Here is a 21810-nt window from a genome sequence, read left to right on the forward strand (position 1 = left end):
AATTTAGGTCGAAAAAACTAGGCCTTAACTAGAAAAGCTGATAAAAAAAGCCGACCATCAACAATAAATCCCGAAGATTACAAAGAAGTCAACACCAAAAATGACCGACTTCACCACAATTATTCAACCTTCGTCCAATTAATTTTCGTGATTACCCACAGTAAAACGCTTTTTTCATTAAAACTGTACGAAAAAACCAGCCTTGCCAAATAATTGACAAAGCTGGTTCAACTTTTAATCGTTAATCAACATCAATCGGATGTTTAGCGGTTAGTGCCATGGCTTGTTCTTTAACTGAAGCCAGGCTCTCTGCATCTTCTGGTGCTTGGAGCACTTGCAAGATTAATTTAGCCACTTGGGCTGCATCCGCTTCATCAAACCCACGAGTCGTAATCGCTGGCGTTCCCAAACGAATTCCAGATGTCTTAAAGGCACCCAACGTTTCATTAGGGATGGCTTCCTTATTAACGGTAATGTAAACCGTATCCAATAAGTCTTGAACTTGACGGCCATTTAAACCGGATTTAGTCACATCTAAGGTCATCAAATGGTTATCCGTTCCGCCAGAGATAACTCGGACGATGTCAGATTCATTAAAGACTGCGGCCATCGCCTTGGCGTTCTTAATAATTTGTTGCGCATACGTTTTAAATTCTGGTTGTAAGTCTTCACCTAAAGCAACGGCTTTCCCCGCAATCACGTGATCCAATGGCCCTCCCTGGTTACCAGGGAAAACAGCGGAATTGATCTTCTTACCATATTCCGCTTTAGCTAAGATCAACCCACCACGAGGGCCTCGTAACGTTTTATGCGTCGTGGTCGTCACTACATCCGCATATGGCACTGGGCTTGGATGTAATCCAGCCGCCACTAACCCGGCAATATGTGCCATATCTACCATTAATAATGCCCCAACGGCATCGGCAATTTCACGGAATTTTGCAAAGTCGATCACCCGACTATATGCAGAAGCCCCCGCCACAATTAGTTTAGGTTTAAAAGCTTGAGCTTGTGCCAAAATGGCATCGTAATCTAATTCTTCCGTTTCAGGATTCAAACCATAATCATTAAACTCATAGAGTTTCCCTGAAAAGTTGACGCTGGCACCATGCGTTAAATGTCCCCCTGCATCCAAAGACATCCCCATGACACGGTCACCAGGTTGGATCAACGCCATATAGGCGGCTGCGTTGGCTTGTGAGCCTGAATGAGGTTGAACATTCGCATATTCTGCGCCAAATAATTCTTTAGCCCGATCAATGGCTAATGTTTCAACTTGATCAATAAATTCATTACCACCATAAAAACGATGACTTGGGTAACCTTCCGAATACTTGTTAGTGAGAACACTGCCTTGAGCGGCGCGGACGCCCTTCGAGACAATATTTTCCGAAGCGATTAATTCAATATTGTGTTGTTGCCGAGCAGCTTCTTTACTAATTGCAGCCCAAACAGCTGGATCTTGTTCCTGGTAATTCATGAATATTATCCTCCATTTCGCAAGTGACAACTTTCGGGTTTTCCCGATAGCCATTATTATACACTAAAATGAGTCTGACCGGCAGATTTATTTAATCGATTCATGTAAGCCGCGCCCAGTCCGGTATTATCAAAGGCTTGGCAAAGAATATCTTTAATTTCAGTTTCAGTATCGAAATGACGTAGCCCAGCAAATAGTTCGCGACTAGCCGACTCTACGTCTTCTCCTAGCGAAAATTGTTCGCAATTAGCTGGTAACTGATTGGTCGTAAATACGTCGTCAGTTGCCATTACCCCGACCGAAACATCCTGCTTAGCCGCCCATGCTAAGGCAGCCGGCCAATCTTTAACATGATCGACAATATAAACCTGCGCTGCAGGGGCATAATGCTTATACTTCATCCCAGGCGCTTTTGGCACTTCTGTCGCGCCCACATGATGTTGTTCCGTTAAAACGGGTTCACCAATCACAGCTTCAATCTGAGCAGCGGTCACCGCCCCAGGTCGTAAAATAGCTGGCTGAGTGCCAGATAAATCTAGAACAGTCGACTCAACCCCAACTTGGGTCGCACCATCATCCAAGATACCTGCAATCTTACCATCTAAATCATGTAACACATGTTGGGCTAATGTCGGGCTAGGCTTGCCAGACGTATTAGCTGACGGTCCCACAATTGGGGTCTGCGCTGACCGAATTAACGCTAACGTTGCGGCGTTATTTGGGTTCCGAAAAGCAGCGGTCGTCAGGCCACCGGTCACTTCAGGGGCCAAGGCATTAGGCTTTAAGTTAAAAATCATGGTCAATGGTCCTGGCCAAAAGGCTTTAATCAACTTTTTAGCTGACACCGACAACGGTTTGGCAAAACGCTCAACCGTTTCGACATCGGCAACATGGACAATCAATGGATTATCACTTGGACGCCCTTTAGCTTGATAAACTTGTTTAACGGCGGCCACATTTGTGGCATCGGCACCAAGACCATAGACGGTTTCAGTCGGAAAAGCCACTAGTTGCCCTGCTTTAATAAGGGCGGCTGCTTGATCAACGGTTGTGGCATTAAAAATTTTTGTTTCCATATTATATTCTCAATCCTTCTTCGTATTAATAACCCTTAACATTCGGTCGTGACCGGCCATATCTTGACGCAAAGTCACCTCTGCTTGTGGTAGGGCCTGTTCAAATAACTGTTGGACTGCAGGTCCTTGGTGATAGCCAAATTCTAAATATAAGCGGCCATTGGGGGACAAATGGTCAGCCACTGTTGCGGCCAACCGTTCATAAATCGCCAAACCATCATGCGCCGCAAACAACGCTGTTTGGGGTTCATAGTCACGAACACTCGCATCCATAACGGTTGTCTCACTCGTCGCAATATATGGGGGATTGCTGACAATCACATCATACTTAGTCGCTGGCAGTGTCGCAAACAAATCACTTTGCATAAATGTGACCGATAACTTCAAAGCGGCCGCATTTTGTTGTGCAACGGTTAACGCTGCGGTTGAAATGTCACTGGCTGACACTGACCAAGTCGGTTGATTTTGCTTTAAAGCTAACGCAATTGCACCAGAACCAGTCCCAATATCTAGGACATTAGCCGTGGTCGTCGTCGCCAAATCCGTTAAGATCCAATCGACTAACTCTTCAGTTTCCACTCGTGGAATTAAGACCGCCGGATTGACTGACAATTCCAACCCATAGAATGGCGCAGTCCCTAGTACGTATTGCGCCGGCTCGCCAGCGACAACCCGATCAATCGCTACTTGAAAAGCGGTCCAAGTGGTTGCTGGAACCTGTTCTTGATACCGAACCAACAGTTGGGTTTGATCGAACTTAGTTAAACCTAATAATAAAAATCGTGCTGCATCGGTGGGTAATTGAGCCGTTTTTAGACAAAAAGAAGCCCATTGCTGGGCTTCAAAATAAGTCGGTTGGCTTGGCCGCTTAGTCATTAGCCAATTGCTCGATTTTCTTCGTTTGATCCGCTAAAATCAACGCATCAATCACTTCATCTAATTCACCATTCATCACACGATCAAGCTTGTTCAACGTCAATCCGATTCGATGATCAGTAACCCGGTTTTGTGGGAAGTTGTAAGTCCGAATCCGTTCTGAACGATCCCCGGTCCCAACGGCCGATTTCCGTTCTGCATCGTATTGGTTTTGTTCCCGTGATTGGTAGTAATCATAAACCCGTGCCCGCAAAATTTCCATTGCTTTGGCCCGGTTTTGTTGTTGTGACCGTTGATCTTGCATCGAGACAACGATTCCAGTTGGTAAGTGGGTCATCCGAACAGCAGATGACGTCTTGTTAATATGCTGACCACCGGCACCAGAAGAACGGAACACATCGACCCGAATATCTTTTTGATCAATATCGATATCGACATCTTGTGCTTCAGGCATAATCCCCACCGTCGCAGTCGAGGTATGCACCCGACCAGCTGATTCCGTCACTGGAACCCGTTGAACCCGATGTGCACCACTTTCATACTTCAGTTTGGAATAAACTTTATTCCCAGAAATAATCAAGACGATTTCCTTGAACCCACCAACTTCAGTTTCATTCCGATCGGCAACTTCAATACTCCAGCCTTGGCGTTCCGCGTATTTCGCATACATGTTGAATAAATCAGCGGCAAACAAGCTGGCTTCATCCCCACCGGCGGCCCCATGAATTTCCATGATGATATTTTTATCATCGTTAGGGTCTTGTGGCAACATCAATAAGGTGATGTCATGTTCAAGTTGATCTTTATCAGCGTTTAATTGCTTTAAATCATCCTTAACCATGGCGCTCATGTCATCGTCCAATTTTTCCCGTAACAATTCGTTATTTTCGGTAATTTGGTCAGTCACATCTTTATATTGGTTATATTTTTCAACCGTTTCACGTAAACTGGCTTCTTCTTTAGATAACTTCAAAAAGCGTTGCGTATCCGCAATGACTTCAGGATCACTCAATAATTCGCCGAGTTCTTCATAACGGTCGGCCACCGCTTGCAACTTATCAAAAAACTTATCCATACTCGCTTAATTCCTCACTTTGTTAATTTCGGGGGACAAAAATAATGTCGACGGCAAACGGGGTAATACATTGAATTACCACCAACTAGGACTTGTTCGCCTTCATAGACCGGTTCGCCATCGTTAAACCGTAAGTTCATAATCGCCTTCTTGCGACAGAACCAACAGATCGTCTTCATTTCTTCAATCTTGTCCGCATACAACAATAAATATTTACTACCTTCGAACAACTCATTTTGGAAATCATTCTTCAAGCCAAACGTCATGACTGGAATATTCAAGTCATCGACAATGTGGGCTAATTCTAGCACGTGGTGTTTTTGTAAAAACTGTGCTTCATCAATTAAGACGCAAGCCGCGTCAGTATTGAGGGCCTTCACCGTTTCTAACACATTGGTGTCATCAAAAATCGGGGTGGCATCTCGCGATAATCCAATCCGACTCTTGACATGCCCGATACCTGCGCGCGTGTCAACGCCACTCGTCATAATGATGACGGACTTATTTTGTTCTTCATAGTTATGGGCGACTTTTAAAATCTCAATCGTTTTACCACTATTCATGGCTCCATATCGGAAAAATAATTGTGCCAACTTACTCGGTCCCCTTTTTTTACGCATTTCTAATTAATTATAGCCGATTTAAGCTGGAATTTCAGCAATCCGCAATGAAAACTCATTAATGATTTCATAAACCACGGTTAGAAGCGGTAGTATCGCTTTTCTTTTCGTTAAGTTCAGTATAAAATATTTGGAAGTAGCGTAAACGTAAACACGCTTGAATTTAAAAGTTAGGGGCAACAACACGATGTCAATTAATAGTCTGCTAGCAACTTGGACGGGTAAGTCAGCTTACTGGTTCTTGCATACTTTCCGTGGCGGTGGGAGTTCTTTACCCGGAAAACTAGCGTTGAAGCTAGATCCAGCCATTTTAAAACACTTGGCCCGCAATTACGAGGTCATTGTGATTACCGGGACCAATGGAAAAACGTTAACGACCGCTTTGACGGTCAAAGTGCTCCGTGAACAATATCCTGACATTTTAACGAATCCAACTGGTTCCAATATGAAACAAGGCATCGTCACGACCTTTTTGACCGCACCGAAGGCACATCAAAAACCTTTAGCCGTGTTAGAGGTCGATGAAGCCAATGTCATTATGGTCACCAAGTACATTACGCCTAAAGCGTTCGTCTTCACTAATATCTTCCGTGACCAAATGGATCGCTATGGCGAAATTTACACCACTTATCAAAAAATATTAGACGGGGTCGCTTTGGCCCCCGATGCAACCATCATTGCCAATGGTGATTTGCCATTATTTAATTCAAAAAAATTACCGAACCCAATCTTATATTACGGATTCGATTATCAAGCTGCTGGCGATGAACACGCCCCCGCTAACACGGATGGCCTACTTTGTCCTAACTGCCAACACATTTTGCATTACCGTAGCCGCACATACAGTAACATGGGTGACTACTTCTGCCCACACTGTGGCTTTGAACGGCCACAATTAACCTATAAACTAAACGCCTTAACCGAAATGACGCCAACGTCATCTGACTTTGAAATCAACGGCCAAGCTTTACATTTAAATATTGGGGGTCAATACAATATTTATAATGCGTTAGCGGCCTTTGCCGTTGGTCGTTTCATGGATGTTCGACCAGCTAAAATTGCGCATGCCTTGAGCGACAACGACGAACAAGTCTTTGGTCGCCAAGAAATCTTTCATGTTGGCGATAAAGATGTCACCTTAATCTTAGTTAAAAATCCGGTTGGGTTAAACCAAGTCTTACAAATGATCAGCACCGATGAACGGCCATTCTCATTTGCGGCCCTGCTCAACGCTAATTATGCCGATGGGATTGATACCAGTTGGATTTGGGATGGTGACTTTGAAAAATTGCCTGAGCTCAATATTCCAGCCTTTATTAGTGGTGGTGAACGGTACCGTGATATCACCTTCCGTTTGAAAGTAGCCGGCGTCTCAGAAGATCAATTGACGGTCATTCCAGATCTCACCAACATGACTGCGGCAATTCAAAACTTGCCAACTAAACAAGTCTACGTTGTTGCCACTTATACGGCGATGTTGCAATTACGGAAACAACTTGCTAGTCAAGGAATTATCGATGGAGGGATGGCTTAATCATGACTTATACTTTAAATGCCGCCCACTTGTACGGCGACTTGATGAATACGTACGGTGATATTGGTAATATTTTAGCGATGCGCTATTACGCCAAGGCCGTCGACGCCACTATTAACGTCGACTTAGTCAGTCTTGATGACGAATTTGATCCTGACACTTATGATTTTGCCTTATTCGGTGGCGGTCAAGATTATGAACAAACCATCGTTTCGAAAGACCTACAGACTAAAAAAGCAGCGCTTACCGCTTATATTGAAGCAGGCGGTCCCTGCTTAGCTATTTGTGGTGGCTTTCAAATGCTTGGCCACTACTATATTGGTGCCAACGGTGAAAAGATTGCCGGCATTGGCGCCCTTGATCATTACACGCTCAGTCAAGACAATCACCGTTTTATTGGGAACATTACGATTAAAAATGCGGAAACTGGTCAAACTTATTATGGCTTTGAAAACCATAACGGCACCACGTTCCTTGGTAAAGGCGAACGCCCACTAGGCGAAGTGCTTCAAGGAAACGGGAATAATGGTCAAGATAAATCCGAAGGGGTCATTTACAAAAATACTTTTGGCTCGTATTTCCATGGCCCAATCCTAGCGCGTAACGAAGCCTTGGCCAAACGAATCTTGAAGCTGGCCTTACAACGCAAGTATCCTGACGCCGACTTTAGCGCTTTAGATGAACTTCACGAAGATCTGACTAAAAATGTGGTTATCAAACCTTAATTTAGCTAAAAACACTCACTTTGGTGGGTGTTTTTTTATCAACCAACACGATCAATCAGTGGGACGTTTTTTGTCCCCTAGCCGGTTTTGCTCATTAGTAAACCCGTTTAAGTTATAAATATTATTTATACTAGCTATTTTCCCTAGTTATCAGCAACCCTAGCTAACAAAAAAAGATTGATGATCAGTTAAACCTGATCATCAATCTTACTTATAACTTAAACCCGTTAAGCTTTTTCACCGGGTTCTGAGGCGATGAGTTGTAAATCACCTTTAATCGTCCATTGTTTAACATCAAATGGCAAGATAAAGTGAACACCCTTAGCCAATGGATAATCTTTCCCATCAACGGTGATGCTACCTTGACCGTCCAAAACAGAAACTAACGTATATGGTGCCTTTTCTCGATTGAAGGTCGCTTGTCCATCGGTGATCCGCCATTGCCAAACACCGAAGAATGGTGATTGCACGTACTTCGTGACCGTGGCATCACCAACTTGCGTTTCCGTTATATCCAATTTAGGATCCACATGCGGCACAATCGTCGTATCGATAGATTGTTGCAAGTGCAATTCACGTTTTTGACCAGTTGTCTTGTCCACGCGATCCCAATCATATAAGCGATAAGTAGTATCAGAACTTTGTTGGGTTTCTAAAACCATGATCCCTTTACCAACCGCATGAATCGTGCCAGATGGAACATACAAAAAGTCCCCTGGTTTAACGGGTACTCGCCGGAATAATTTGTCCCATTCGCCATTATGAATCCATTCAGCTAATTGTTCACGAGTTTTGGCGTAATGACCATAGACCATGGAAGCGCCTGGTTCAGCGGCAATGACATACCAGCATTCAGTCTTGCCAAGTTCGTGTTCATGTTCAGCCGCATAAGCATCATCTGGATGTACTTGCACGGATAAATCTTCACTAGCATCCAAAATTTTCGTTAACAATGGGAAGACGTCGCCTTTGGCATTACCAAACACGTCACGATGTTGTTCCCAGACCTTGTCCAAAGTCATCCCAGCATAAGGGCCATTTTCAACCGTTGCTGGGCCATGTGGATGGGCCGAAATTGCCCAACATTCACCGGTATGATCGCTTGGAATTTCATAACCAAAGTCAGACTTTAGCCGCGTTCCACCCCAGATTTTTTCATGGAAAACGGGTTTTAAGAAATAAGGTTCACTCATGACAACACACTCCATTGCTCTTTTTTGATACGTCTAGCATAGCATAACTGTAAGCGGTTGTGAAACTAATCCAACAAGAATGTAACCGTATCCGCTAACCAGGCCGCAATCAACCGTCTGCGGGCCGGTAAAAAGGCCGCATTATTAGCTATTGGATGCACTCGATTCGACAAAAAGACTAAGGCCGATTGGGTTGTCCGATCTAACATTAATAAGGTTCCCGTATACCCGGTATGAAAAATAACCGGGGGTAAATCGGCGGTTAAATGCCATAGATTCCAACCAAAACTGCGCCGTAATTGATGATTGGGCGTCCAGTCCTGATATAAACTTTGAATCGTTACTTGATCCAACACGTCATCATGCGGCCGCTGCCCTAACATAAACTGGGCAAATTGTACTAAATCGGTCACACTAGCAAACATGCCGGCCGATCCACACTGCGCACCCAATACTTGTGCTTTAGGATCATGGACAACACCTTGCAATAAGCCACGCTGTCGCGAATAAGTCGTCGGTATACATTGAGCTGGGTCCGGTTGAAAAGTCGCAGACGGCAAGTTTAGCGGGACTAACACCCGTTCAGTAACAGCGGTTTGAATTGGCATACCGAGTATCTTTTCAATCACTAACCCCACTAAAATCAATCCTAAATCCGTGTAGACGACTCGATGATTCCGGTTTATTTGGCTCACTGGTAATTTTTGAATCGCCGCTAACAACTCGGCTGCTGGTAAAGCATTTCGATTGGGAATATAACCACTTAACCCACTCGTGTGCGTCATAAGATTTAAGACCGTAACTTGTCGATCTTGAAAGGTTGGTAAATAGTCGTGTACCGGACGATGAATATCTAAATCACCACTCGCCATTAATTGTGCAGCAACGGTGGTCGTCCCAATGACTTTGGTCACTGATGCTAAATCATATAATGCGTTTGGCCAGATTGGTTGCGTCTCTGGTTGGGTCTGGGCAACACCAACCTGCCCCGTTTCAACCTGCGACCCATGAATTAAGGCGTAACTTGCACCTGGAATCAATGCTTGATCAAGCATGTGCTGAATTTGTTGTTTGGTTTGTGTAAATGCCATTATTGTTCTCCTGTCCTCACTAAATGTCTTTCTCCAGTGTAGTCGTTTGCTGGATAACCGACCACCGCTTAATGGAAAAATAACCAAATAAAAAAGTTTGGATTTTCATCCAAACTTTTTTCATATTGATTAATCTAAGTCAACCTTTTGAACCCAACCTTCAGGGGCTTCACGGTCCCCGAATTGAATCCCGGTCAATTCATCATATAATTTCTTGGTTACTGGACCAACTTCAGTTTCACTGTAGAAGACATGTAACTTACCGTTGTGTTCCAAACCACCGATTGGTGAGATAACAGCAGCAGTCCCACAGGCACCCGCTTCAGCAAAGCGATCTAAATCATCAACGTAAACGTCGCCTTCTTCAACTTCCATGCCAAATTTATGTTCAGCTAAGTATAATAATGAGTACTTCGTCACTGATGGCAAGATTGATGGTGATTTTGGTGTCACAAACTTACCGTCTTTGGTAATCCCGAAGAAGTTAGCCGAACCCACTTCTTCAATCTTCTTGTGTTCAACTGGATCTAAGTAAACACAGTCAGAGAAGCCATCTTGATGTGCCGCTTGGCCTGGGAATAGGCTGGCTGCATAGTTCCCACCAACTTTATAAGCCCCAGTCCCCTTGTGAGCGGCCCGGTCATATTCAGACGTGGTGAAGTTGGTTGGCGTCATACCACCCTTGAAGTAACTCCCAACCGGCATCGCAAAGACCGTGAAAATATATTCTTCAGCAGGATGAACCCCGATGTTACCACCAACCCCGATCATTAATGGCCGTAAATATAAAGTGGCCCCAGTCCCATATGGTGGCACAAAATCCTGGTTTGCTTTAACCACTTGCTTAACCGCATCCACAAACATGTCCGTTGGCACTTGTGGCATTAAGAGCCGTTCACAACTCGTTTGCATCCGCGCCGCATTGCGGTCAGGACGGAACAATTGCACACTGCCATCTTTCGTCCGATAAGCTTTTAACCCTTCAAAATCTTGTTGACCATAATGCAAGGCAGTTGACCCTTCACTAATATGTAACGTGGCATCTTCACTTAATTCCTTTTTGTACCAGGCCCCATCTTTCCAATACGCCCGATAACGATACGGAAGATTACGATAGTTAAACCCTAAATTATTCCAATCTAATTGTACGTCTGCCATGTGCGTCAACTTCCTTTATATGTAATTAATTCCATTTATTTAATTGGAATTTAATTAAAAGATTAATAGAGTCTGTGAAATTTGTCAAGCGCTTTTCAATTCCCAGTCCCGCTTTTCGTCAAATTTTGGTATAATAGCCGTAAATTCATCAAACAAAGGACGGCCTTGTCGTGGCAAGTAATTCAGATTCAATTTATAATGTAATGTTCTATATCGTTCATCACCCAGCTGAGATCACCTTCACCACTCCGGAATACACCAATGTGGTTCGCATGGCGATTCCTGACCATATCAAGGTGGCCAATCCGGACATTTATTTTCCGGATAACAAACTCTTGGTGAATCGTTTCCAAGAAGACTTCGTTGCTAAAAATGGAAATCTGTTAGACTTCTTTTTTGATTATACAGAAAAGAAAGTCCCAAACTATCATGAAGTTTGGGTCTCAACCGCCCATTTAACGAGTAAACAGCTTTATTTTATGGAATTATCGTTTGAGTAAGCGTGGGGCAAAAGACGGGTTGGGACTGAGCATAGCCTAGGAAGTCCCAGTCTTTTATCGACAAACTACAACGACACACCAAAAAAGTCACCGCCGAATTGGGCAGTGACTTTTTTGGTGTTGCCAGATTTACTTGGTAATAAAGATATACAAATCAGAAGTCGAAACCCCGATGGTGAACTTCACATGCTTCGAGTAAATCGGATCAATAGTCGTGGTACTACTATTGTTACTCTTAGTTTTTTTCGCGAACTTCTTCATGACTTGCTTGGTGTTAGCGCCACTAACGCTACTCATCAACGCAAAGGCCGTTCCAAAGTTCTTCTTCCGGGTCGTGTTCTTCATTGCTTTAACCGGCACAATCAAGGCCGTCCCCATGACATCACCAGATTGGACGTTCATCCGAATCTTGTAATCCTTGGTGGTTAAGACGTTTGTTAACCCTTTAGGTGCCTTAGTTGGTAGCAATTGGTCTTTAACCTTGGCTTTGGCCGTCTTCATGGCCGCCGCGACCGATTTTTGACTGGCTTGTAAACTAGCCGCTTCGGTTTGTAGCTTAGCAGCAGCAGTTTGTTGCGCTTGTAAGACTTTCGCCCCAGCCACTGCAGCCGTACCGCCCTTAGCAACTTGGGCCTTGCCAGCTTTAACTTTAGCTTGGATCGTGGCTTGTTGCTTTTTCAAACTCGCTGCTTGAGCTTGTAACTTTTTAGCAGCAGTTTGTTGTTTCTTCGTCATCTTCGATGCAATTAAAGCTTGATTATAACTAGTTGATAGTGTTTTGTAACTCGCAACCCGTTTAGCCGCTTTAACATGGACCGTCTTACTTTGACTACCAGCCGTCAACTTGATTGTTTGGCGGGTTGTCTTGGTTGGCACCTGAATCACAAAGGTGTTGTTGTGAACCTTTTGCTTTTTCGTTTTACCGCCGTCAAGCTTGTAACTAACCGTCTTGGTATTGGCGTGACCTTTGACAGCCGCAACCAAGCCATTACGTGTATAAGTTGACTTCGTTGTCGATAATGTGGACGTTCCACAGCCAGCTAATACTAAGGCTAGTAAGCCAGCTGAAACCGCGACCAATGTCATTTTTCGAAACACGTGACACCCCTCCTTTAATCCAGGCTGATATTCCCAGTGAATTGACTATTGTATAAGTCGGCATAGAAGCCATTTTGAGCCATTAATTGTTCATGGTTCCCGGTTTCAACTACTGATCCATGGTTCATCACAATAATATTGTCGGCACCTTGAATTGTTGATAACCGGTGCGCCACTACGAAACTCGTCCGGTTCTTCAATAAGCGTTCCATAGCATGTTGGATATGAACTTCAGTCCGTGTATCAACCGAACTTGTCGCTTCATCCAAAATCAAGATTTCAGGATCAGCAACGAAGGCCCGCGCAATGGTTAAGAGTTGTCGTTGCCCTTGCGAGATATTGGAGGCTTCTTCATTCAAGATCGTGTCATAACCATCTGGCAACTTCCGTACAAAGTCATCCACATGGGCCGCTTTAGCTGCCGCATAGATTTCTTCTTCAGTCGCTTCTTCACGACCATACTTCAAGTTATCATAGATTGTACCAGTGAATAACCAAGTATCTTGTAAGACCATCGCAAAGTGTGACCGCAAGTCTTCTCGTGACATATCGCGAGTATCGGTCCCATTCAAGCGAATTGACCCGCCTTTGACGTCGTAAAAACGTTCCAACAAGTTAATGATGGTCGTCTTTCCGGCCCCAGTCGGTCCAACAATGGCGACTTGTTGCCCACGTTTAACATCTAAGTTATAGTCGGTCATCAACAAATCACTACCATCATAACCGAATTGCACGTGATCTAACTTGATAAAGTTATCATCGTCAGGCGTTGCTGGTAAGTTAGACTTAGTTTGCTTCATTTCTTCTTCGTCTAAGACTTCAAAGACCCGTTCAGCAGAGGCCACTGTTGATTGAATTGTGTTCATCAAGTTGGCAATCTGAGAGATTGGTTGTGAAAATTGTTGCGTGTATTGTAAGAAGGCTTGGATATTCCCTAAAGAGACATGCCCATTAGCAACATCAATCCCACCAATAATCGCCACAAACACATAGCCGATGTTATTCAAGAACATCATTAATGGCATGATAATCCCAGAAATGAATTGAGCTTTCCAAGCAGATTGATAGTAGTTATCATTTTGTTCTTCAAAGGCATCAATCGTATCTTGTTCCTTATTAAAACTCTTGATAACCACGTGACCAGCATAGTTTTCTTCAACTTGATCATTCAATAGCCCTAAACTCTTTTGTTGTGTGCCAAAGAACTTTTGTGATTTAGGTGCAATAACGCCAACAACAACCACACTCAACGGAATCGTCACTAAGGCGATTAAGGTTAACTTCCAACTAATCGTCAACATCATCCACAAAGTCCCAATAAAGGTCATAATACTGGTAATCCCTTGGGTCAGATTTTGTTGCAACGTATTAGCAATATTATCCATATCATTGACAGCCCGACTCATAATGTCCCCATTAGAATGGGTATCATAATAAGAAATCGGCACATCGCGCATCTTTCCCTTAAACGACCGTCGCATTTTATAAACGGTTCGTTGAGAGATCCGCGTCATGATGAATTGTTGAATAAAGTTGAACAAAGCAGACAACAGATACATCACAATGACAATCATGATGATTTGGAAGATTTTTTCAAAATTAATCGGATAACCTGACTGGCTAATCCCAGCCTTTTGTTGCGCGGCACCCTTCATAATTCCTTTGTAAATTTCAGTCGTGGCTTTCCCTAAAATTTTAGGTGTCCGAATTTGGAAGATTACCGAAGCAATCGCGAAAATCAGGACGACAGATAGGCCTAACCAACGATCAGACATATACCGCATCAATCGACCAGCAGTTTTCCAGAAACTCTTTGGCTTTTCAACTAACCCTTGTGAACCAGGTCCATGACGTGGGCCAGCTGGGCGTGGTTGAACAGCACTACTCTTCTTTTCGCTCATTAGATGTCATCCTCCTCTCGTAATTGTGACTTCATAATTTCTTGATAAACTTCATTTTCAGCTTTAAGTTCAGCATGGGTCCCTTTACCAACTAACTTCCCGTTATCTAACACGAGGATTAAATCAGCATCGGCAACCGTGGCAATCCGTTGGGCCACAATGACCACGACCCCTTGTTGCACGGTTTTATCTTGACGTAATTCCGCCCGTAATTCCGCATCGGTCTTAAAGTCCAAGGCTGAGAACGAGTCATCGAAGACATACACAGCGGCCTTCTTAACTAATGCCCGCGCAATCGCTAAACGTTGACGTTGACCACCAGAGAAGTTACCCCCACCTTGTTCAACGTGCGCATCTAGGCCACCTTCTTCTTTAACGAAGTCCGTTGACCGCGCAATTTCTAAGGCATGCCAGATTTCATCATCGGTCGCCTTTTCGTTCCCAAATCGCATATTATCACGAATTGAGCCGGTAAACAGTGTCGCCGTTTGTGGGACAAACGAAATCGCCGCATGTAAGTCCGTGGTCTTCAATGACCGGACATCGGTTCCATCTAAGTTCACATGCCCACTTTCAATATCGTAAAAACGTGGAATCAGGTTAACTAAAGTGGTTTTCCCAGAACCAGTCCCACCAATAATCGCCACGGTTTCACCAGATTTGGCCTTAAAGTCAATATCGGTTAACGCTAACTGCTCAGCGCTTTGATAACGATAGTTCACATGGTCAAAGTCTAAACTGTGGGTCGTTGTTGCAGGTAAGGTTTCTGGTGATTCTGGATCATTAATTTTAGGTTCAATATCTAAGACTTCTTGAATCCGTGATGCTGAAGCGGCTGCCCGAGGAATCAAGGCAAAAACCATCGCCAACATCATAAAACTCATTAAGACTTGCATCGCGTAAGTCATAAACGCGATCATGTTCCCAACTTGCATCGTTTGACTACTGATCAATTGACCACCAAACCAAACAATCGCCACGTTGGTCCCACTCATGATTAACGTCATGACCGGATAAGCCAAGGCAACAATCGTGTTAACTTTGATCGCATTTTGCGTATAATCTTGGTTGGCATCTTCAAAACGATCTTGTTCAAACTTGTCTTGCCGGAACGCCCGAATAACCCGAACCCCGGTTAACCCTTCCCGGAAAACTAAGTTTATCCGGTCGGTCTTGGTTTGCATGGCCCGGAATAATGGAATGGCAAACGCCATAATTAACCCAATAAAGATCAATAAAACAGGAATAGAAACCACGAAGATCCATGTTAATTCATGACTCTTGGTATATGCCAAGAAACTCGCGCCGATTAACATGATTGGCGCCATGATCATCATCCGTAACGCCATCATGGCCACGTTTTGAATCTGGACCACATCATTGGTCGTTCGAGTAATTAACGAAGAGGTTTCAACTTGATCAAATTCATCATTTGAAAAATGAATGACCTTCTTATAAATATCTGAACGTAAGTTTTTCCCTAACTTTTGTGATGACCGTGCGGCGAGAAAGACATTCCCAAACGCAGCAACCACAGATAACAATGAAAAACCAATCATTTCAAAACCAATCTTCCATATATAACTAATGTCACCAGTGGCAACCCCGTTATTCACAATATCGGACGTTAAACTGGGTAAATTCAAATTCGCAACAACTTGCACGATCATAAATAAGACCGCACCCAAAACGGCCCAATATGAGATCCGGCCTTTCGCTATTTTAAGCATTAACACGCTCCCCTTCATTTGGTTATTCCTGCTTTTAACAGGCAGTATTCTAATCTAACTAAAAACGGTCTGCTTGTCAACCATCTTTACAAGATTCACGCAAACTATTGTAACTCAGCCACACCAATTTGACAGCTAAAAGGTCTTAAGATTTACTTAACATTCTAAATTTTTAAGAAACAAAACAATGTCGGACAATCAAAAAAAGGTCGAGACTTTTATCCCGACCTTGACCTTAAGTTAAACTCATTATGCTGCTTGCCACCTGACCTAAAACGCTGTGGCTGGACTTACTCTCGATTATATTCGTGATCACAAACTTACTGCGATATAACCGGAACCAGCCAGTGCTACCGCCATATTTATCTTTCAATTTTTAATTAACTGCTTTAAAACCGACGTGGGGACTTCAGTTGCAGGAACTGCTGACCATGATTCAACATTTTGCCCTTTGGTTTCAATCTTCAAATAGCGTTGCACCTTCAAGCGCTTTTGCGCATCAAATGTTAGCAAACGCTGACGACCAGTATCATCAATTGTTTTGATCCGATAAGTGTATTCATCTTCGCCAGCACCACCAATTCGATGACCGATTGGCCGATTAGTCACGCCATAAACGGTCGTCACTTTGACCAACGGATTAACATTGTCCAGCGCCATTGCCAATTCACCGCTTTGATTCTTCGTCATCGCCGCTGAGCCAAATAGTAGACCAGCACCAATTCCCACAATCGCTAATAAACTAATCATCCCTTTTTTCATCGTAATTCCCCCTCGTATAGCCCTTTTCCTTAACGTAGGCCTTAGCATACCAAGCCAGGAAAACCTTGGCTAGTCTCACTAACAGATTCTTAATCATCTTAGTAAAGGGCTAACGATCTTAAGTTCGGCTTAAAAGTCTGTTTAGTGACCTTATCAAAGCTTCAAATTAAGTGTTATTCACAGTACAATATCTTTAAAGCTCATAAAATCAATTTGGGGGGAATTTTATATGGCTTTCATCACTCATCGTAGCTGCTTATTGGGGAGCAGTCTACTATTATTAGTTCTAGCAACCGGTTGTACTCAAGCAACTAGTACCAAAACGACGGCCAGTCAACCTGAATCAAAGCAGACTAGTCGCATCAAAACAGTCTCATCAACACGCAAAAAAACGCAGCCTTATGCCAATTGGCATACTGTTAAGTCCGTTAAACTACCAATTTTAATGTACCACAGCATCGCTCACGGAAATACCTTACGTGTTCCTGCTAAGCAATTCAAAGCTGAACTCAACTATTTAAAGCAACACCATTATTATTGTTTAACTGCCGACGAAACTGTGCACGTTTTAAAAACCCGGCAAGTCCCACAGAAAAAACTGGTTTGGATTACTTTAGATGATGGCTATCAAGATAATTACACCAAAGCTTGGCCTTTGTTAAAGCAAACTCACAGTCATGCAACCATTAACTTTATCACCAGCTTCGCACATAAACGCCATCATTTAACTTTAGCCACGGCTAAAACCATGAAGGCTTCTGGTGTCGTTGACTTTCAAAGTCATACAGTGCATCATTTGGATTTAAATCGACTCACCTACCGTCAACAGTTCGCTGAAATGTCCGGTTCTAAAACCTGGCTTGATCAACACTTAAGTCAACATACACAAGTCGTCTGTTACCCAGCTGGTCGTGCCAACGCCCAAACTAGCCGTGCCGCCAAACTGGCCGGCTATCAAATTGCCCTATCTACTACTCCAGGCATCGCCACGAATCACAGTCCACGCTACAATTTACCACGTCAGCGCGTAACACCTGGTATGTCACTGGAGAGTTTTCAAAGTCTATTGCATTAAATACTAAAGGAGGTCATGCTAAATTGATCACCTACGCCAGCCAGTGATTCTGCCGGCTGTGGGGACCGGCTCCAGCCAAAGAACGGGCTGCCACCTCACTTTTGAGCCTAGCCAAAACCACTAGTCTCAAAAGTCGTCCACATCGTAAAGTCCGGGAAAATCACCCGGACTAACGATGTTGTCACGGCCGGCGCCATCACTGACTGGCTCCGGTTAGATGTTAATCAAGTTTGTAGTCACTAACATAGCCGAGAATGAATCCACATTGAGCCCAACCGTGGGGGCTCTTAGCGATTTATCGCTTAGAGCTTGGCGCTTTTGAAACATGGGTTAGGTGGTTCAAAACGACGGTTCAGAACGCTGTGGCTGAACCGGCCCGTCCACAGCTTTTCGGCTCAAGGTGGGCGAACGGTAGGTGGCAAGTATGACTAGTTTTGATCAGCAATATTCTTCTTATCAACGATTTCAACGATTATTGCTAAATAAGTAGCTTTCAATCTTTCGTAAAAAAATAGTTTCTTACTATATTTTAACGTGACTTTCTGCTTACCAGTTCAACTTTTCAGGTTGACAGTTGTAAATCATCGTGCTAGTTTATTAGATAATGATTTGCTTTTTAATTTAATTTTAATCTAAACAACGTTGATGAGAAGAGTAAGCACAATAGTAACCGACTAAGCGACCACCGACAGTGTAAGGGTGGCGGTAAACTTGTGCTGAAGATGAGCTCGGAGTTATGGTTACGGTGCAAGCTAGTAACCCGTCAGGATACGATATCATCCCCGACATTCTTAACTGGATGTTTTTGAGGTTAGCCATGGCTAACAAACTTGGGTGGTACCACGATACGTTCGTCCCTGTATTTTAATACAGGACGAGCGTTTTTTTATTGAGCAAATCAAATCTGAAAGGAAGTGACCGGAACATGAGCTGGGCAATTATCCAACAAAGTTTGCCATTATTTGCCAAAGGGTTTGTCCTGACCTTAAAGTTAGCAACCTTAGGTATTATCGGCGCCATCATCGTTGGCTTAATTTGTAGTTTGATTTACTACTTCAAACTGCCAATCTTAACACCAATCGTCACCATTTATACTGAAGTGGCTCGCAACACCCCACTGTTGATCCAGTTGTTCTTCTTATACTATGCTTTTCCGATTCTGGGTTGGCGCCTGACGGCCAGTCAATGCGGCATCATTGGCCTAATCTTCTTAGGCGGAAGTTACATGGCAGCCGGATTTACAGGTGGTTTTGACGGCATTACCAAATCACAAATTGAGGCCGGTCAAGCCATTGGATTCACTCGCTGGCAACTTGCACGTTATGTCATTTTACCCCAAGGGCTTGCCTTAAGCGTCCCAGCATTAGCTGCCAATGTTATTTTTCTGATTAAAGAAACCTCTATTTTTACAGTTATTGCTATTCCAGAACTAACAAACACCGCTTTGGATCTAATCGGGATGTACTACCACACTAATGAGTATCTCTTCGTGCTAGTCATCGCCTACGCCATCATTTTGATCCCATTATCGTTAATTTTAACTTATTTAGAAAGGCGGGTACGCTATGGCACATTCGGGCATTGACGTTTTAACCATGGGTAGTAATTTTTGGCGCTTACTTGGTGGTTTGTGGATCACAATTAGAATTGCCCTAGTCGCGAGCATCATCGGAATCCTATTGGGCAGCTTGCTAGGGATCTTACGCACCTTGCCTAATCGACCGTTACGAGTCGTACTCCGATTATATTTGGAATTCTTTCGGATTGTCCCAACGGTAGTGCTGCTCTTCTTGTTCTATTATATTTTACCTAAACAATTTAATTTAAACTTGCCCGCTAACCAGGTCGCCACACTAGTTTTCGCGCTGTGGGTCGCTGCCGAAATGAGCGACATTGTTCGTGGTGCGTTGCAATCAGTATCAACTCATCAGCGTGAAGCCGGCCAAGCAATTGGTCTTAATTATTGGCAACTCCAGCGCTATGTCCTCATACCACAGGCCTGGCCATTGTGTTTACCTGCGACCGTTAACTTGCTGACTCGCGTCGTTAAAACCACGTCACTACTCATGCTCATCAGTGTGATGGACGTCATCAATATCGGCCAGCAAATTATTGAAGCCAACAATAAGACCGACCCCAACGGTGTCTTTTGGATTTACGGCATCATCTTCTTATTCTATTTCTTAATTAATTATCCCTTGTCGCGCTGGGCAAAGCATTTAACTCAACATCAATTGGAGGCGACACATCTATGAGCACCCCGCTATTAACCGTTAGCCATTTAGAAAAGTCCTATCAGAAGACTCATATTTTGCATGACATCAGTTTCGATTTAGATGCAGGTGAAGTCTTGACCTTACTTGGACCCTCAGGCTCAGGTAAAAGCACCCTGTTGCGTTGTTTGAACGGCCTAGAAGCCTTTCAAGCCGGCACGCTAACTTTTGCCGGTGAAGTCATTACTCAAAAAGCCAAACAGTGGCAACAGCTGCGTCAACAAATCGGGATGGTCTTTCAAAGTTATGACCTTTTCCCTAACCGAACAGTCTTAGAAAACATTTTGTTAGGGCCCTTAAAAGTTCAAAAGCGCTCACGCGAGACCGTCTTACCAGAGGTCGAAAAATTACTCCAACAGGTCGGAATGCGTGACTATCGCGATGCTTACCCACGACAACTTTCTGGTGGGCAAAAGCAACGTATCGCCATTGTCCGTGCCTTAGCGCTGAAACCACGATTAATGTTATTTGATGAAGTCACTGCCTCACTGGACCCGGAAATGGTTCGCGACGTTTTAACCATCATCCGTCAATTAGCCGATACCCATCAAATGACCATGTTAGTCGTCACTCATGAAATGGACTTCGCACAACAAATTTCAGATCAAGTGCTATTTTTAGCGGATGGTCGGATTCAAGAACAAACACCGGGACCGCAATTCTTCAAGCGACCACAAACTAGTCGAGCACAAAACTTTTTAGCTAGTATGGATTTTTAATCAACACTATTTGGAGGTATTTAAGATGAAGAAATTAGGAAAAGTTATTACTTTATTGGGGGCACTTGCCCTATTGATTGGCGGTCTGGCTGGCTGTGGTAAAAGTAGCAGCAACAGCAGCGGTGCTAGCGATAATCAAAGTACTGTTGCCAAGATCAAAAAACGGGGAACCTTGCGTGTCGCTGTCTTTGGGGATTTGCCACCGTATGGTTGGGTCAATAAATCTGGTAAACGCGTTGGTTATGATATTACCTTAGCACGCCGCGTCGCCAAAGACTTAAGTGTCAAAATTAAATTCGTCCAAGTTAACGCCAACAATCGTGTCGATGCTTTAAATGCCAACAAAGTCGATATCGTATTAGCCAACTTCACCGTGACTAGCGAACGTAAGCAAGTCGTTAGTTTCGCTAAGCCTTACATGAAAGTTTCCGTTGGCGTGGTGTCACCAAAGCGCGCCCCAATCACTAAAGTGAGTCAACTAAAGGGTAAAAATCTGATTGTGACAAAAGGAACCACCGCTGAAAACTACTTCACAGCTAAACAAAGTAGCGTTAACTTATTAAAGTTTGATTCCAAAACGCAACAATTTAACGCGTTGAAGAACAGTCGTGGTGTGGCGTTGGCCGATGACAATTCTTATTTGTATGCTTGGGTGAAGAACAATCCAAAATATACCGTTGGCATTAAGGGAATTGGGCCTAAACAATACATCTCACCGGCTGTCAAGAAAGGCAACACGTCGCTATTAAACTGGACCAACAAAGAAATCACTAAGTTAACCAAAGCCGGCTTCTTCAAAACTGACTACCAGAAACAACTCAAACCCTACTTCGGTAAAGAGGTTAAAGCGAGTGATATTATTATCAACTAATTGACAATCAAGCGTTTGAGACAAGATCCGAAAAACTGATGACCAAATTTATA

The 21810-nt window shown here is 43.6% G+C and carries 20 protein-coding genes; 8 read left to right on the top strand and 12 right to left on the bottom strand.

Features of this window, described 5'->3' with window-relative positions; genetic code table 11:
- Positions 1-241: 241 nt before the first annotated feature.
- The 5 genes from glyA to FFM84_RS11800 are packed head-to-tail and all read right to left on the bottom strand — an operon-like array spanning position 242 to position 5100.
- Positions 242-1480 carry a serine hydroxymethyltransferase gene (gene glyA, locus FFM84_RS11780; RefSeq protein WP_130845634.1) on the bottom strand — a complete coding sequence of 413 codons (1239 nt, stop codon included), beginning with the start codon at positions 1478-1480 and terminating at the stop codon, positions 242-244.
- A gap of 56 nt (positions 1481-1536) precedes the next feature.
- Positions 1537-2556 (bottom strand): L-threonylcarbamoyladenylate synthase, encoded by a 1020-nt coding sequence (locus FFM84_RS11785; RefSeq protein WP_130845633.1) that lies wholly within the window; start codon positions 2554-2556, stop codon positions 1537-1539.
- 9 nt (positions 2557-2565) lie between these two features.
- The gene (prmC, locus tag FFM84_RS11790) at positions 2566-3432 is read right to left on the bottom strand and encodes a peptide chain release factor N(5)-glutamine methyltransferase (RefSeq protein ID WP_130845632.1); all 867 of its coding nucleotides are present in this window, start codon (positions 3430-3432) and stop codon (positions 2566-2568) included.
- Positions 3425-4507, bottom strand: coding sequence for a peptide chain release factor 1 (gene prfA, locus FFM84_RS11795; RefSeq protein WP_130845631.1), 1083 nt, complete (start codon positions 4505-4507; stop codon positions 3425-3427). Before prfA ends, prmC begins: the two co-directional genes overlap by 8 nt.
- Positions 4508-4521: 14 nt before the next feature.
- Positions 4522-5100 carry a thymidine kinase gene (locus tag FFM84_RS11800; RefSeq protein ID WP_130845630.1) on the bottom strand — a complete coding sequence of 193 codons (579 nt, stop codon included), beginning with the start codon at positions 5098-5100 and terminating at the stop codon, positions 4522-4524.
- A 214-nt stretch (positions 5101-5314) separates the two neighbouring features.
- On the opposite strand from FFM84_RS11800, the gene FFM84_RS11805 reads away from it, so the two are divergent.
- Positions 5315-6661, top strand: coding sequence for a Mur ligase family protein (locus FFM84_RS11805; protein WP_130845629.1), 1347 nt, complete (start codon positions 5315-5317; stop codon positions 6659-6661).
- A 2-nt stretch (positions 6662-6663) separates the two neighbouring features.
- The gene (locus FFM84_RS11810; protein WP_130845628.1) at positions 6664-7386 is read left to right on the top strand and encodes a type 1 glutamine amidotransferase; all 723 of its coding nucleotides are present in this window, start codon (positions 6664-6666) and stop codon (positions 7384-7386) included.
- Between the two features lie 227 nt (positions 7387-7613).
- Here FFM84_RS11810 and manA read toward each other — a convergent pair whose 3' ends face one another.
- The 3 genes from manA to FFM84_RS11825 all read right to left on the bottom strand — a co-directional run bounded on the left by manA (position 7614) and on the right by FFM84_RS11825 (position 10828).
- Positions 7614-8579: a mannose-6-phosphate isomerase, class I gene (gene manA / locus FFM84_RS11815; protein ID WP_130845627.1), complete on the bottom strand. Its 966-nt coding sequence runs from the start codon at positions 8577-8579 to the stop codon at positions 7614-7616.
- Between the two features lie 65 nt (positions 8580-8644).
- Positions 8645-9670: a serine hydrolase domain-containing protein gene (locus FFM84_RS11820; protein WP_225425314.1), complete on the bottom strand. Its 1026-nt coding sequence runs from the start codon at positions 9668-9670 to the stop codon at positions 8645-8647.
- A gap of 129 nt (positions 9671-9799) precedes the next feature.
- Complete coding sequence (locus FFM84_RS11825) at positions 9800-10828, bottom strand: branched-chain amino acid aminotransferase (protein ID WP_130845626.1); 1029 nt, start codon at positions 10826-10828, stop codon at positions 9800-9802.
- Positions 10829-10998: 170 nt separating this feature from the next.
- Here FFM84_RS11825 and FFM84_RS11830 point away from each other — a divergent pair, with 170 nt between their 5' ends.
- Positions 10999-11328, top strand: coding sequence for a hypothetical protein (locus tag FFM84_RS11830; RefSeq protein ID WP_130845625.1), 330 nt, complete (start codon positions 10999-11001; stop codon positions 11326-11328).
- A gap of 129 nt (positions 11329-11457) precedes the next feature.
- Here FFM84_RS11830 and FFM84_RS11835 read toward each other — a convergent pair whose 3' ends face one another.
- From FFM84_RS11835 to FFM84_RS11850, 4 genes are all read right to left on the bottom strand, one after another.
- A complete protein-coding gene (locus FFM84_RS11835; protein ID WP_130845624.1) occupies positions 11458-12426 on the bottom strand; it encodes a hypothetical protein in 969 nt (322 codons plus the stop codon).
- 14 nt (positions 12427-12440) lie between these two features.
- Positions 12441-14327: an ABC transporter ATP-binding protein gene (locus FFM84_RS11840; RefSeq protein WP_130845623.1), complete on the bottom strand. Its 1887-nt coding sequence runs from the start codon at positions 14325-14327 to the stop codon at positions 12441-12443.
- Entirely contained in the window at positions 14327-16057 is a 1731-nt protein-coding gene (locus FFM84_RS11845) for an ABC transporter ATP-binding protein (RefSeq protein WP_130845622.1), read from the bottom strand. Before FFM84_RS11845 ends, FFM84_RS11840 begins: the two co-directional genes overlap by 1 nt.
- Positions 16058-16426: 369 nt before the next feature.
- Positions 16427-16819 carry a YxeA family protein gene (locus FFM84_RS11850; RefSeq protein WP_165444351.1) on the bottom strand — a complete coding sequence of 131 codons (393 nt, stop codon included), beginning with the start codon at positions 16817-16819 and terminating at the stop codon, positions 16427-16429.
- 229 nt (positions 16820-17048) lie between these two features.
- On the opposite strand from FFM84_RS11850, the gene FFM84_RS11855 reads away from it, so the two are divergent.
- From FFM84_RS11855 to FFM84_RS11875, 5 genes are all read left to right on the top strand, one after another.
- Positions 17049-17894 carry a polysaccharide deacetylase family protein gene (locus tag FFM84_RS11855; protein WP_130845621.1) on the top strand — a complete coding sequence of 282 codons (846 nt, stop codon included), beginning with the start codon at positions 17049-17051 and terminating at the stop codon, positions 17892-17894.
- 925 nt (positions 17895-18819) lie between these two features.
- A complete protein-coding gene (locus tag FFM84_RS11860) occupies positions 18820-19479 on the top strand; it encodes an amino acid ABC transporter permease (RefSeq protein ID WP_130845620.1) in 660 nt (219 codons plus the stop codon).
- A complete protein-coding gene (locus FFM84_RS11865; RefSeq protein WP_130845619.1) occupies positions 19460-20149 on the top strand; it encodes an amino acid ABC transporter permease in 690 nt (229 codons plus the stop codon). The genes FFM84_RS11860 and FFM84_RS11865 overlap by 20 nt, the downstream gene beginning before the upstream one ends.
- The gene (locus FFM84_RS11870; RefSeq protein ID WP_130845618.1) at positions 20146-20886 is read left to right on the top strand and encodes an amino acid ABC transporter ATP-binding protein; all 741 of its coding nucleotides are present in this window, start codon (positions 20146-20148) and stop codon (positions 20884-20886) included. Before FFM84_RS11865 ends, FFM84_RS11870 begins: the two co-directional genes overlap by 4 nt.
- Positions 20887-20911: 25 nt before the next feature.
- On the top strand, positions 20912-21757 hold the full coding sequence (locus tag FFM84_RS11875; protein ID WP_130845617.1) for a transporter substrate-binding domain-containing protein: 846 nt from the start codon (positions 20912-20914) through the stop codon (positions 21755-21757).
- The last annotated feature ends 53 nt before the right edge of the window (positions 21758-21810 follow it).

This window comes from Lactiplantibacillus mudanjiangensis (genome assembly GCF_005405385.1).
Lineage (GTDB): Bacteria > Bacillota > Bacilli > Lactobacillales > Lactobacillaceae > Lactiplantibacillus > Lactiplantibacillus mudanjiangensis.